Annotated in this window: 13 protein-coding genes; 6 read left to right on the forward strand and 7 right to left on the reverse strand. The window is 61.1% G+C overall.

Features of this window, described 5'->3' with window-relative positions; genetic code table 11:
- The first annotated feature begins 85 nt into the window (after positions 1-85).
- Positions 86-850: an SDR family oxidoreductase gene (locus AAGT95_RS01825; RefSeq protein ID WP_342595329.1), complete on the forward strand. Its 765-nt coding sequence runs from the start codon at positions 86-88 to the stop codon at positions 848-850.
- On the opposite strand, the gene AAGT95_RS01830 is transcribed toward AAGT95_RS01825, so the two are convergent.
- Together AAGT95_RS01830 and AAGT95_RS01835 are read right to left on the reverse strand one after the other, a co-directional pair.
- Positions 840-1,184 carry a hypothetical protein gene (locus AAGT95_RS01830; RefSeq protein WP_342595330.1) on the reverse strand — a complete coding sequence of 115 codons (345 nt, stop codon included), beginning with the start codon at positions 1,182-1,184 and terminating at the stop codon, positions 840-842. The genes AAGT95_RS01825 and AAGT95_RS01830 overlap by 11 nt on opposite strands.
- 5 nt (positions 1,185-1,189) lie before the next feature.
- Entirely contained in the window at positions 1,190-1,486 is a 297-nt protein-coding gene (locus AAGT95_RS01835; protein ID WP_342595331.1) for a YciI family protein, read from the reverse strand.
- A 169-nt stretch (positions 1,487-1,655) separates the two neighbouring features.
- On the opposite strand from AAGT95_RS01835, the gene ltaE reads away from it, so the two are divergent.
- Positions 1,656-2,669, forward strand: coding sequence for a low-specificity L-threonine aldolase (ltaE, locus tag AAGT95_RS01840; protein WP_342595332.1), 1,014 nt, complete (start codon positions 1,656-1,658; stop codon positions 2,667-2,669).
- A 10-nt stretch (positions 2,670-2,679) separates the two neighbouring features.
- Here ltaE and AAGT95_RS01845 read toward each other — a convergent pair whose 3' ends face one another.
- Together AAGT95_RS01845 and AAGT95_RS01850 are read right to left on the reverse strand one after the other, a co-directional pair.
- Positions 2,680-3,120 (reverse strand): hypothetical protein, encoded by a 441-nt coding sequence (locus AAGT95_RS01845; protein WP_342595333.1) that lies wholly within the window; start codon positions 3,118-3,120, stop codon positions 2,680-2,682.
- Between the two features lie 68 nt (positions 3,121-3,188).
- A complete protein-coding gene (locus tag AAGT95_RS01850; RefSeq protein ID WP_342595334.1) occupies positions 3,189-4,064 on the reverse strand; it encodes a LysR substrate-binding domain-containing protein in 876 nt (291 codons plus the stop codon).
- Positions 4,065-4,283: 219 nt separating this feature from the next.
- On the opposite strand from AAGT95_RS01850, the gene AAGT95_RS01855 reads away from it, so the two are divergent.
- Together AAGT95_RS01855 and AAGT95_RS01860 are read left to right on the forward strand one after the other, a co-directional pair.
- Entirely contained in the window at positions 4,284-5,510 is a 1,227-nt protein-coding gene (locus AAGT95_RS01855) for a TauD/TfdA family dioxygenase (protein WP_342595335.1), read from the forward strand.
- 131 nt (positions 5,511-5,641) lie between these two features.
- Positions 5,642-6,601 carry an ABC transporter substrate-binding protein gene (locus AAGT95_RS01860; RefSeq protein ID WP_425353322.1) on the forward strand — a complete coding sequence of 320 codons (960 nt, stop codon included), beginning with the start codon at positions 5,642-5,644 and terminating at the stop codon, positions 6,599-6,601.
- 291 nt (positions 6,602-6,892) lie between these two features.
- On the opposite strand, the gene AAGT95_RS01865 is transcribed toward AAGT95_RS01860, so the two are convergent.
- Entirely contained in the window at positions 6,893-7,807 is a 915-nt protein-coding gene (locus AAGT95_RS01865) for a LysR family transcriptional regulator (RefSeq protein WP_342595336.1), read from the reverse strand.
- A gap of 114 nt (positions 7,808-7,921) precedes the next feature.
- Here AAGT95_RS01865 and AAGT95_RS01870 point away from each other — a divergent pair, with 114 nt between their 5' ends.
- Together AAGT95_RS01870 and AAGT95_RS01875 are read left to right on the forward strand one after the other, a co-directional pair.
- Positions 7,922-8,803: an alpha/beta hydrolase gene (locus AAGT95_RS01870; RefSeq protein WP_342595337.1), complete on the forward strand. Its 882-nt coding sequence runs from the start codon at positions 7,922-7,924 to the stop codon at positions 8,801-8,803.
- A 7-nt stretch (positions 8,804-8,810) separates the two neighbouring features.
- On the forward strand, positions 8,811-9,905 hold the full coding sequence (locus tag AAGT95_RS01875) for a tartrate dehydrogenase (RefSeq protein ID WP_342595338.1): 1,095 nt from the start codon (positions 8,811-8,813) through the stop codon (positions 9,903-9,905).
- 75 nt (positions 9,906-9,980) lie between these two features.
- Here AAGT95_RS01875 and AAGT95_RS01880 read toward each other — a convergent pair whose 3' ends face one another.
- Both AAGT95_RS01880 and AAGT95_RS01885 read right to left on the reverse strand, forming a co-directional pair.
- The gene (locus tag AAGT95_RS01880; RefSeq protein WP_342595339.1) at positions 9,981-10,754 is read right to left on the reverse strand and encodes a PEP-CTERM/exosortase system-associated acyltransferase; all 774 of its coding nucleotides are present in this window, start codon (positions 10,752-10,754) and stop codon (positions 9,981-9,983) included.
- A complete protein-coding gene (locus AAGT95_RS01885) occupies positions 10,744-13,590 on the reverse strand; it encodes a bifunctional diguanylate cyclase/phosphodiesterase (RefSeq protein WP_342595340.1) in 2,847 nt (948 codons plus the stop codon). Before AAGT95_RS01885 ends, AAGT95_RS01880 begins: the two co-directional genes overlap by 11 nt.
- Positions 13,591-13,605: the final 15 nt, after the last annotated feature.

The following is a 13,605-nucleotide window of genomic DNA, read 5'->3' on the forward strand; positions in this document are numbered from 1 at the left end:
AATGAAATTTGGATTATGGATTGTAGTGAGTGCGGTCAGTGACGCCTATCGTGTGTAGCTCAATGTTCGGATCACAGGAGTTCCCATGAAGACGGTTCTGATCACGGGTTGTTCGTCCGGCTTCGGCTTGGCGATCGCGCGGTATTTTCTTGAGCGCGAATGGCATGTCATCGCCACCATGCGCACGCCGCGCGCGGATGTATTACCGACCTCCGATCGTCTACGCGTGCTTGCACTCGACGTGACCGATCCCGCCAGCATAGCCGCGGCCGTCGACGCCGCCGGCCCGATCGACGTACTGGTCAACAATGCCGGCGTGGGCGCGGCCGCACCGTTCGAGCTCACCGACCCGGACCTGGCACGTGCGCTGTTCGAGACCAACACCATCGGCACCATGGCGATGACCCAAGCCTTCCTGCCGCAACTTCGTGCTCGGGGCGCCGGCACCATCATCAATGTGACCTCGACCGTCACGCTCAAGGCATTGCCGCTGCTATCGATGTATACGGCCAGCAAGGCCGCAGTGAATGCGTTCTCGGCGTCATTGGCCATTGAGCTTGCACCGTTCGGCATCGGTGTGCGCGTCGTGCTGCCCGGCCGTTCTCCCGAGACGCAGTTCGGTGACAACGCGCATCGTCACGGCCTGGAGAGTGCTGACTACGCGGATCTGATTCAGCAGACGATCACCCGGATCAGCGACGAATCGGGCCCGGTCACCTATGCGCGGGATGTAGCCGAGGCGGTCTGGCGTGCGGCAACCGATCCGGCCGCGCCGATGCGCATTCCCGCGGGGGCAGACGCCCTGGAATGGGCGCGGGAAGCTGGCCTCCCAACGACTCCTACGCCATAGCCGCCAGCACGCGTTCGACCTCCTCCCGCCAGGCCTCGGCCTGCCGTGACGGCTCGGCGGGAAACCGCCCCAGCTCCACCGCGAGATCGAAGAAACCCTGCGCCGGCAGTCCATCCCCGCGGCGGCTGACGACCAGTGCCGCGATAAAGGGCCGGCCATGCTGGGCATCCTCGCGCATCGTGCTCTCCAGTGCCTGGGCGACACGCTGGATGGTGCGCGGCGGTTGCAGGGCCAATGCCTCGGCGAGTTGCTGGTAGGTCAGCGGCAGAGTCTGGCGAGGCGCCGTCTCTAGCAATTGGCGAACCTGCGCGGGCAGGAGTTGAGCGTCGGTCATGGTTCTCAGGCGTTCGGATCGAAGAGTTTCACTTCGCGAATGTCGACTCGCTCCCAAACCCGCCCGGTCATGTAGGGCTCGCTCTCGAGCCAGGCGTCCAACGCCTGCCGGTCGTTGAAGCAGAAGTGGGCATTGGAGCCGATCATCCTGCCTTCATCGTTCAGGATCGCACCGCCGCTGAGGAACTTCCCCTGTTTGGCCAGTTCACGAACCCCTGCCAGATGCGCATCGCGATTGGCCAGCCGGCGATCGAGCGCCTCGGCGTCGGTATAGTCATAGGCCACCACGGCATACTGTGTCATGCGGTGCTCCTGTTGTTTATTGATTACTGGAGAGGAGTGGCATCATGCGTCAGCGCCGCCGACGAGACAAATCGGCGCTGGCGGTGACAATCCTGGGTTCCGCAACGCGCCATCATTGCCGCTACAATCCTTCAACCACTCCAGTACCCCGCGCAAAAGGCCAAATGCCATGATCGATCTCCGCAGCGATACCGTCACCCGCCCCAGCGAGGCGATGCGTCAGGTGATGTTCGATGCCCCGCTGGGTGACGACGTCTGGGGCGACGACCCGAGCGTGGCGCGCCTGGAAGCCTATACTGCCGAGCGCACCGGCAAGGCGGCGGCACTGTTCTTCCCTTCCGGAACCCAGAGCAATCTGGTGGCGCTGTTGAGCCACTGCCAGCGCGGCGACGAGTACATCGTCGGCCAGCAGGCGCACACCTATCGCATGGAGGGCGGTGGCGCCGCGGTGCTGGGCGGTATCCAGCCGCAGCCGATCGAGAACGAGGCCGACGGCACCTTGCCGCTGAAGAAGATCGAGGCCGCCGTCAAACCGATCGATCCACACTTCGCGCGCACGCGCCTGCTGACGCTGGAGAACACCTTTCACGGCCAGGTCCTGGACGCCGGTTATGTCGAAGCGGCCACGTCCCTGGCACGGCGCTTCGGCCTGGCGACTCACTTGGACGGGGCGCGAATCGGCAATGCGGCGGCGGCGACCGGTGCCAGCCTGAAATCGCTGTGCTCGCCCTTCGATACGATCTCGATCTGCTGCTCGAAAGGGTTGGGGGCACCGGCGGGATCGGTGCTGGTCGGGACGGCGGATTTCATTGAGACGGCGCGGCGCTGGCGCAAGGTGGTCGGCGGCGGCATGCGCCAGGTCGGCATGCTGGCGGCGGCATGTGAATACGCGCTGGAGCATCAGCTCGCGCCGCTGGTGAAGGATCACGCCAAGGCCGAGCGCCTGGCGGCGGGACTGGCGGAGATCGACGGCATCACGGTGACGGCGCAGGCCACCAACATGGTGTTCGTCGAGTTCACTCGCCCGGCGCTCGATCCCGCCGATCTGCACGCTTGGCTGAAAGCGCGCGGTATCCTGGTCGGCGCGCTCTACGCGCCGCGCTTCGTCACCCACCGCGATGTCTCGATGGCCGATATCGACCGCGTCGTCGACGTGGTCGGCGAGTATTTCAGACGCGGCTGAAGCGGCTCGCTCAGTTGAGCTGAGTCGACGAGGAGGAGCTGGGGCGAGTCGGTGTCGACGGCGAGTTCGTGGCAGAGCCGGGGGCATCCTGAGCGCCACCATCGCCGGCCGGGGCAGTGGGATCGCAGTTCCGCCGTGCGGTGGAGAGGGTCGAGCCGCCATCGTTGCCGTGGCAGATCGAACCGCCACCGCTGGGCCGCTGCTCTCGTGTTTCCCGCGGATAGGTCAGTCCGGGGCTGACGTGGACATCCAGGCGCTTGGGCACGTAGTCGGCGCGTCCGTCACGGTCGTTGTCCGGCAGCCTGACGCGGTGGCCGGTCTGGGGGTCGACGACGGTGACGCCATCGGCGATGGCGGGAGCGCTGACCAGCGTCGCGCTGGCCACGATCAGCGCGAGACAGGTCGCGATCAGCGTGTTGCGGCGCCTGGCGGGCGTGAAGAGCGTGCGCATGGTCCACCTCCGGTGAGAATCTGCTGCGTCAGCATAGTGTAGCGCCCACCGCGATTCCGGGCGCGAATTCACGGCGGGGACTCGCTGGTCTGGGAGAGCCAATCCCACAGCGCCGCCGCCGCCGGCCGCAGCTGCCGACGGCTGGGCCGGACCAGCCAGAAGGCTTCGTCGGTCGGCATGTCGAGTTCGAACGGTGCCACCAGATCGCGGCTGGCCTCGAGCAGGCGGCGATGCGACAGCGCGATACCGCCGCCGTAGGAGGCCAGGGCCAGCGTGGTCACGTGGGTGTCGCAGATCATCGCCTGGCAACGGTGCTCGAGGCCGGCGAACCCCGCTTCCACCAGCCAGCGCGGCCAGCCGGCGGCGAATCCCGCCGCGTGCAGCAGCGTCTTGCCGGCGAGATCCTCGGGCGTCTCGAGTTCCGCCGCCAGCGCGGCCGAGCAGACCGGTAGCAGCCGCTCTTCCCCCAGGCACTCCGCCGTCACGTCGTTCCAGTCGCCATGACCGTAGCGAATCTCCAGATCCGCTCCTTCGGCGCCGAAATCGTCCGCCCAGATTGCGCTGACCAGGCGCAGGGTGATCTCGGGGTGCATCCGCTGGAAGTGGATCAGCCGAGGCGCCAGCCAGGTCTGCTGCATGGCCGGCGTGGCGCGCAGCGTGACCGGTGCCCCCGGGCTGGGGCCGAAGACTTCCGAGGTGCCCTCGGCGAGACGGGTGAAAGCGCCCTGCACGCTGGGCAACCACGCCTGCCCGGCAGGGGTCAGCGCCAGGCTGCGGGGATAGCGCACGAACAGCGACTGCCCGACACGATCCTCCAGCAGCCGGATGCGCTGGCTGATCGCCGACTGGGTGACACCGAGCTCCCGCCCCGCCTCGGTGAAGCTCAACGTTCGCGCTGCCGCCTCGAACGCCTGCAGCCACAGTACCGGGGGAAGTTCGGACATCTCGTTTCCTGAAAGCGTCTCGCGGAGAGGGGCCGGCTGAAATCGCGTTAGCCGAAATCAGCCGTTGGGCTAATAGACAAAGCCGGTCATTAGCCAAGCTTGGCCTTAGCGTCCAGATTAATCGTTTGTCATGGCCTGAAGCAATCCGCATCCTAGTGAAACGCAATAACACACTTTACTAACGAAGATGGCCGCGACAGCCATCGAGGAAGTGCCCTTTTGTCATCCGGAAACGCCTTCAATGACGCCTTGACCCATCGTCATACGCCAGCCCCCATCGATATGGCCGAACTGCGCCGCTATCGTCAGGGCAGTGGCGCGCCGGCCGCCACGCTGGAGAGCGTGACGCGCCAGGCACGCCGCCTGACGCTGCACTGGTCCGACGGCCGTACCGGCCAGTTTCCGATGATGTGGCTGCGTGACCATTGCGCCTGCGACCAGTGCCGCCACCCCCTGACCCGTGAGCGCCTTTACAAGCTGCTGGATGATCCCCTATGGGAGCGCTTCGAAGGCGACGACGCGCTGGCCTCGTTCGAGTTCGATGCCAACGCATCGACGCTCACCTGGCAGGATGGCCACGTGTCGCGCTTCGATGCCGGCTGGCTCTACCAGCGCTGCCCCGGAGAGGAACTCGCCACGCTGCTGCCGACACCGACGCCGTGGCCGACGCACTTCACGCCGAGCCATGTCAGCCACGCCGACTTCGTCGATGGCAGCGACGGCCGCAGCCGCTGGGCCACCGCCCTGCTGCGTGACGGTCTGGTCATGCTCGACCAGGGGCCGTGCGAGCAGGAGGAAGTCTCTCGCATCGCCGAGAGCATCGGTCCGATGCGCTCGACCAACTTCGGCGGCCGGTTCGACGTGCGTTCGGTCCCCAATCCGAACAATGCCGCCTATACGGCGATCGGCCTCGAACTGCACACCGACCTGCCCAACTGGCGCCAACCGCCGGATATCCAGCTGCTCTACTGCCTGGAGAACGACGCCGAGGGCGGCGAGTCCAGCTTTGCCGACGGGTTCGCCGCCGCCGAGACCCTGCGGGCGGAAAATCCCGAGGCCTTCCGGGTACTGTCGGAAACGCCCATCGACTTCCGCTTCCAGGACGACGGCCACGATATCGCCGTGCGCGAGCCGGTGATCGACCTGGATGGCGAAGGCCGCCCCCGCGAGATCCGCTTCAACAACTGGATTCGCGACACCTTGAGCCTGCCGTCGGATCAAATCGAGGCGTGGTATGACGCCTATCGTGCGTTATGGCAGATTCTGCGTCGCCCCGAGGGCCGGGTGGAACTGACGCTGGAACCCGGTCAGATGGTCGCCTTCGACAACCGCCGCGTGCTGCACGGCCGCAACGCCTTCGACCCCAATACCGGCAAGCGCCATCTCCAGGGCACCTATCTCGACCTGGACATGCTGCAATCACATCTGCGCGTGCTGTCGAGATGAACTCCATGGCACGGCGTTGATACGAGCCGCCCGACGTCATCACTGCATGACCGGGCGGCTCTTCCGCGTGTATCCCCGGCACATTCTGGCCAGGGGACATACGCCCACTAGGGAACGACAGGAGACAACAAATGAAACGACCGCAGACGATTTCCGCCCTGACGCTGACCACCGGTTTGATGATGAGTGCCGGCGTGATGCTGGCCGGCACGGGTTCGGCAGTGGCGGCTGACGAAGCCATCAACTTCGGCGTCCCGTCCTGGCCCGGGATCACCGTGAAGACCGAGATCGCCCGCCAGTTGCTGGCGCCGCTGGGCTATCAGGGCAAGGCCCAGGAGATCGGTCTGCAGGTGATCTATCAGGGGCTGGACTCCGGCGACGTGGATGTCTTCCTGGGCGCCTGGCTGCCGGCCCAGAACCCGATGCTGGAGCCACTGGAAGCCGATGGCAGTATCACCCGCCTGGCCACCAACGTGACCGGCGCACAGATGACGCTGGCGGTGCCGGACTATGTCTACGACAGCGGGGTCACCTCCTTCGCCGATCTCGACGCCCATCGCGACGAGTTCAACGGCGAGATCTACGGGTTCGGTGCCGGCTCCGCCGCCAGCGAAATCCTCAACAAGGCGATCGAGGAAGATACCTGGGGCCTGGGGGACTGGACCCTGGTCGACACCAGCACCGTCGGCATGCTGAGCGCCGCCAAGAGCCACATCGCCAACCAGGAACCCATCGTCTGGGTCGGCTGGACGCCGCACTGGATGAACCTCGAGCTGCCGATGCACTACCTCAGCGACTCGAAGAACCTGTTCGGCGAGGGCAACGGCGCCAGCGACGTGCGCACGCTGATGGCAAGCGACTACGCCGAGGCCAACCCGAATCTGGTGACCTTCTTCGATCAGTTCTCGTTTTCCGCCGAGGAGCAGAGCTGGATGATCAAGCAGTACGGTCAGGAGGAGAAGCCGATGGAAGAGGTCGCCACGACCTGGATCGAGGAGCATCCGGATCGCATCGAAGCCATGATGGAAGGCGTCACGACCCGCGAAGGCGAGCCCGCGTGGGATGCGGTGCGGGAAAAATTCTCGTTGTAGATCAAGATATCGGGAGCCACCGCCGGGGCACGGCTTGACGTAGCAAAAAACCGTTACAAATTCGTGGCGATTTTTTTGTCTTCGCCCGGAACTAATGGAACAGGGCCGACTCTGAGTAGGTGTTCCCTTGAATGATCCCTTACTTGCCCACCATCCCCTGGTGGGCATTTTTTTGCCTGCCATCCCTGGCGGCCACTCCTCGGGTCGTCGCTGGTCGGCGTCAAAAAATCTCTCCTCGGAAAGGTTTGTCCGGCTCTCTGACACTCCGCGTCTGGCGACGTGTCTTGCCGGTCAAGGCAGCGGCGGCACTCGCCCTGCCATCTCGGCCATCATGAAATCGACGAACTGCCGGATTCGGGCACTGTCCCTTGCCCGTTCGGCATAGAGCAGGTGGAAATCCGCCCGGATCCCCCGCCACTGCGGCAGCAACGGCACCAACTCACCGCTGGCCAGATGCTCGTGGACATCCCACCAGGAGCGCAACAATACGCCATGGCCATCGAGTGCCATGCGTGTCATCGCCTCGGCATCGTTGCTCGCCAGCCGTCCATGCACGCGAATGGCGCGCCGGGCGCGGGTATCGTCGGCGGCCTCGAACCGCCATAGCGAGTAGTCGGTATCGTTCTCCCGCACGATCAGGCAGCGGTGGTGAGCCAGGTCCTCCAGTCGCTCGAGCCTGGGCGCGTTCGCCAGATAACCGGGTGCGGCACAGAGTATCCGGCGATTGGCGAGCAGTCGCCTGGCGATCCAGCGCGACGCCGGGGGCTCACCCACGCGGATGTTGATGTCGAATCCCTGTTCGTCGAGGCCGACCGGAAAGCTGGTCAGCTCCAGCAGCAGTTCCAGTTGTGGATGAGATGCGGCGAAGCGCGAGATCAGCGGTGCCACATGACGCCGGCCAAAGCCGAAGGTGGCGTTGATTCTCAGCCGCCCCGAGAGCATGGCGCCCTGGTCCCGCAGCGAGTTTTCCAGATCGCCCAGGTCGTCGAGGATCATCGCTCCGCGCTGCAGGTAGCGCTCCCCCTCCGCCGTAAGCGACAACCGGCGCGTCGTTCTCGCCGCCAGCGACACGCCGAGGCGCCGCTCGAGCTGCTGCAGCCGCTTGCTGACCGCCGAGAGTGACAGTCCCAGCTCCCGGGCCGCGCCGGTCAAGCTGCCGGCCTGGGCGACCCGCTGAAAGAAGGCCAGATCGTCGACCGCGGACATCGGATTCTCCACTTCAACGCAATAGTGGTTTCGATCTTAACCGGATTATCCCGAATCCGGCAGCGACTACACTGATCCTGGCGACCCCACGAACCCAGGAGCGAGGCCAGACCGATGTTCGACGGATTTCGCGAATTCGATATCGAGGTGGAACCGAACATCGCCATTCATGGCGTGGTCGGGGGCGCAGGCCCGGCGCTGCTGTTGCTTCACGGCCATCCGCAGACCCATGTCATCTGGCATCTTCTCGCCCCCAGGCTCGCCGAGCACTACACCGTGGTCGCGACCGACCTGCGCGGCTATGGCGATTCCGGCAAGCCGGAGGGAGACGAACAGCACCTCAACTACAGCAAGCGCCGGATGGCCACCGACCAGGTAACGGTCATGCGGGCGCTCGGTTTCGCTAGTTTCTTCCTCTGCGGGCACGATCGTGGCGGACGGGTCGCACACCGGCTTGCACTCGATCATCCCGAGCGAGTGGACAAGCTGATGGTGCTGGACATCGCACCGACGCTGGCAATGTACGAGGCCACCGACCTCGCTTTCGCCACCGCCTACTGGCACTGGTTCTTCCTGATTCAACCCAGGCCGCTGCCGGAATCCTGGATCGAAGCGGCACCCGCCGACTATGTCACCCGGATCATGGGTGGCCGCCATGCCGGACTAGGCCCGTTCTCCCCACGCGCGATCGCCGAGTATCAACGCTGCCTGGCGCTCCCGGGCGCAGCCCATGGCCTGTGCGAGGACTATCGGGCCTCCCGCACCATCGATCTGGAGCACGATCGCGCCGACCGCGACGCTGGCCGGCATCTTCAGGTTCCGCTGGCGGTGTGGTGGGGCGAGCACGGCGTGATCGAGCGCTGCTTCGATGCCCTCGGCGAATGGCGGGCGGTTTCCAGGCACGGCGTCGAAGGCGGCGCCCTGCCCTGCGGTCACTACCTTCCCGAGGAAGCGCCGGATGCGCTCTTCCAGCAACTTACTCACTTCATGAGGTAAGCCAGCCATGGCTAACGACCCCGCTCAAGACAAGACGCACAAGATCGCCGTCATCGCCGGCGACGGCATCGGTACCGAGGTGGTGCCAGAGGGGCTACGCGCGCTGGAGGCAGCCGCCAGGCGCTTCGACATCCGCCTCGAGTTCGAGCATTTCGAATTCGGTAGCTGCGACTACTATCTCGAGCACGGCAAGATGCTGCCGGACGACTGGTTCGAGACGCTCTCCGGCTTCGATGCCATCTTCTACGGCGCGGTCGGCTGGCCGGAAAAGGTGCCGGACCACATTTCGCTGTGGGGCTCCCTGCTGCAGTTCCGGCGCCACTTCGACCAGTACATCAACCTCCGGCCCTGTCGCCTGATGCCCGGGATCAAGAGCCCGCTGGCCGACCGAGAGCCCGGTGACATCGACTTCTACGTGGTGCGGGAAAACACCGAGGGCGAGTATTCGAGCATCGGCGGCAAGATCTTCGAGGGTACCGAGCGTGAAACGGTGATGCAGGAGACCGTGATGACCCGCACCGGGGTCGACCGGGTGCTGAAATACGCTTTCGAGCTGGCGCAGAGTCGGCCGCGCCGGAAACTCACCTCCGCGACCAAGTCCAACGGCATCTCGATCACCATGCCCTACTGGGACGAGCGCGTGAAAGCGATGGCCGGGAAGTATCCGGACGTCAGCGTCGACCAGTTCCACATCGACATCCTGACCGCCAATTTCGTGCTCCATCCGGACTGGTTCGATGTCGTCGTCGCCAGCAACCTGTTCGGCGACATTCTCTCCGACCTCGGCCCCGCCTGCACCGGCACCATCGGCGTCGCGCCCTCGGCGAACATCAACCCGGAGGGCAAGTTCCCGAGCCTGTTCGAACCGGTTCACGGCAGCGCTCCGGACATTGCCGGCAAGGGTATCGCCAACCCGATCGGCCAGATCTGGTGTGGCGCGATGATGCTGGAGCATCTCGGCTATCAGGAAGCGGGTGAGGCGATGGTCAGCGCAATCGAGCGAGTTCTGGCAGATGACGACAAGTCAGCGCTGACCCCGGACCTGAAAGGCCAGGGAACGACACAGAGCCTGGGCGAGAAGATCGCCGCAGCGATTGGCTGACGCTAGACTGGCGACGACGACTCGGGTCGTCGTCGCTTTCAGTGATGACATCGTTGTGACCGACTTCCGTAAGCATCAATTCAATATCTTGCACAGCGTCTCGGTGCCCAGAATGCTAGGGACGTTACCTTTTTCCATGATCTGTCGTGACAAGTCCTTCTGGATCGAGCGATACAAGGGAAGGATCGAGTCTCGCATACCACTCTCGGCATATCGCTGGTCGATATAAAATGCCGCACGCTCACCACGAAAGTGAATCGGCTGAGACACCTGGGAAAATCGAATACCCGACCTCGCCAGTAACCTCTGAAAACGATTTTCCATCATCGCAAGAACGTGAAAGCGTCCTATCAGCCCGGTAAACGCCGTGGCGCATAAAAAAAGACTAACCCCGATCATCGGGAAAAAGCGTCTCTCCTGCTGTGAAAAAACGAACTCACCGAAACCATCCACCGCCGTATCTTCAACCCTGCCGGACCGAAAATAGCTCGGGATCGCCACACGAGATATCTCGCAAAGTTCCGCGGATCGAACACTGGAATCGAGCTTGATCTCGACACCATGTTCACGACAATGCTCCACGATTGGCAAACCATAACCATTCTGGTTCCGGTCACCGGGAAACACGATTCTCATGCAACCTGCGGAAAGTCCCGTTGCCCGATGCTCTACCAGGCAATGGAGAGACCGGCCGTCGAACTCGTCTCTTTCGATCCGATTCTTCGCGTCAATAGGTTCATAACCTAGCTCTTCACAATAAACTTTGTGTCTAAGGGAAAAAACCCGCGAGCGATCGCTTTCGGAAGCAGCAAAAACGACATTAAAAAGGTCAAAAAATTCATTCTCCACCCCTGCCCCCTTGTACCTTATAAAATTCTGTATCCGCTATCGCCGCAGGCTTCCCCAGATAAAACCCCTGAGCATAATCAACACCATACCCCCGGAGATATGGCAACAACTCTGACCTATCGACGAACTCCGCGACAGTCTTCTTACCCATTCCCTTGGCGATATCCACGATGGCCTTGACTATCAGCTGACTCTCTTCACTCTCGGGGAGCTTTTGAATAAAAGAACCATCTATTTTTATATAATCGGCAGGAAACTGCCCCAGGTAATGAAAACTGCTGAAACCAACACCAAAATCATCCAGCGCTACTTTACAACCCAAGGCCCGGATACTCTCCAACACGCATCTCGCTGAGGCAAAATCTGTCACGGCTGCAGTCTCGGTGACCTCTACGATGATTCGTGCAGGATCAACCGCATGACGCACGAACTCATTTTTCATGAAATTAGTCAAGTCACCGTCATGCAAAGACTGGCCTGATAAATTGATAGCCAAATTGGCGGTAGTATCAGCCAGCGTAGACATCAGACGAATGCCATTCGATAACACCCACCTGTCGACCGCAACGATTTGCCCACTCTGCTCGGCGACCGGTATGAAAACGCCGGGAGACAAGTTTTCACCGTTGGTATCTTTCAGCCGGAGCAGCACCTCATAGTGTTGGACATCGAAATCGACCAACCGAAAAATTGGCTGGACCATGAGTTCAAAACTGTCATTGAGTAGCGCATTACGGATCATCTCTACCCAATAAACGCGCTGCTTTATCTCTTCCCGTCCCTGCTGCTCAGGAGAGAGAAGATACCACCGCTGCGCTGCATCGACTTTCGCCTGGTACATCGCGTAATCGGCATTGGCCATCAGTTCGTCGGGAAAAGCCCCGTTAGCCGGATAGAGTGCGATGCCAATGCTCGCACTGGCGCGATGAATACGACCCTCGACGTGCAGTGTCTTCTGTTCCAGATGGTTCGCGATTCGTTGAGCCATATCGACAGCACTCTGTTGGGACGCATGTTCGAGGAGAATGGCGAACTCGTCCCCTCCCAAGCGCGCCACGACATTACCCTGGCCCAGCTCCGACAACGCCGTTGCAACCAACCGCAGCAGTTGATCGCCTGATTGATGGCCGCTAGTCTCGTTAACTTCCTTGAAGCGGTCCAGATCAAGATAAAGAACCGCACCAAACGAGCTGGGCGTGACGGCGCGAGACAAGGCTTCTTCAAAAAACCGTCGATTGTAAAGTTCGGTCAGTGAATCTCGGCTGGCCAGCCAGAGCAGTCTCGTCTCTGCCAGCTTTCGCTCGGTAATATCCACCCCTACAGAGATGAGCTCCTGATGGGAACCACGATCTTCCGTTTCCAGAGGAGTGTGATACCAGACAATGGTTCTGATCTCACCGTCCCCCGAGACTAACTTGCTTTCCTGTTGACCACCACCATCAAAAAATTCATCAATATTAACCAGTTCTGCCGCAAAGACGTCCTGAAATTTATTATCAGACAGCTGATCACCCGATAGGCCTGTCAGCCATTCGCAAAACCGGTTGGTCAAGGTGATATGACCATTTCGATTATGAATCACGATTAGAACCTGGGCTGTGTTGAAAAGGCCTGACACGAAGTCACGTTCTCTTGCCAGCTCCTTCACACGATTTTCCAGCTCGACTCCCCGAAGGTTTATCTCCTTCTCCATACCCTCAAGCTTGGTTTCCAATTCGATTGCCGTCCCCTCCAGAGTGTCGAGCTCATCCAGAAAGAAGACCTTCGCTGGCGGCATCGAATCTCGCATCACGTCGTATCGCCGCTGTGCCAACAAGGGAAGCTTTCGACTAATGATTCTTAGTCTATCCATTCGATTTTTCAGCATACTGAACAGAATCACTTCCGAAGCCAACCACCCCAGCAGTGCAATCAGAAGAACCATACGCGTAGTGCTGGATATCGAGTTTATCTGAGCCGTAATATCCGACACCAGCAGGAAGTATCCGGATTTCCCGCCCACCTGCTGATTGTCTTTATCTATGGAAATCGCAATGACTTCAAAAATCTTATCACCCTCAGTATATCTAGCGACTTTTCCATTGACATCGGAGAATGCTATTCTGCTAGCGATAGACTCAAATAATGGCCAACTAGTATCCTCATGCGTCAAAGCAATCAAATTCGCATTCCAACCATCCAAAAACCTGTCATTGGCATAGCTGGTCAACCCCGAGGCAGTGACTAGCAGCGCCACTTCGCTACCGGAACTTTTTTGCATGTAGCGAGTTACATCGGCAAGCGAACGAGAAACCATGATGACGCCCGCGTCCGTACCTTCCGCCAAAACAGGAACAGCCACATACTGACGACACTCGCGGTAGCAGGCTAGCCTCTTCATTGGCCTTTCTTCTTTGATCACCTGCCTCAACCACTCGGCATCTACAGCTGCCTGATTGTCAGACTGTTCTTGCCCTAGTGTTATTACACTTTTAGTATCGCTATCGTAGACACTGACGTCATCGAGTCCGGCATCCAGCTGGAGCGTAGGCCACTGCGGTGATAGAGCCGATTCTATGTCCGCGGCATCGCCCTCAAGTAAAGCATGACTCAGGCTGGGGGAAGATGCCAATAGGCTCGCTATTTGCCGCATGGCATCCGCCGAACTTTGTAGGGTCAGGGACACTTCATACCGCTGACGATCATAGAACGATTTTTGAGACTGACTAAATTGTTGCACCAAGGCGTGATTGCTCACCCATGCAACGAGGCTTGCCAATGCCAACAGCAAAAGGCTAGTAAATACCAACGCCCTCCATTTTAGGCTAATCCGAAAAACGTTCTTTCTATTTTGCATTTAATCGGCCTTGAA

This window comes from Salinicola lusitanus, assembly GCF_038648475.1.
In the GTDB taxonomy this organism is placed as follows: Bacteria; Pseudomonadota; Gammaproteobacteria; order Pseudomonadales; family Halomonadaceae; genus Salinicola; species Salinicola lusitanus.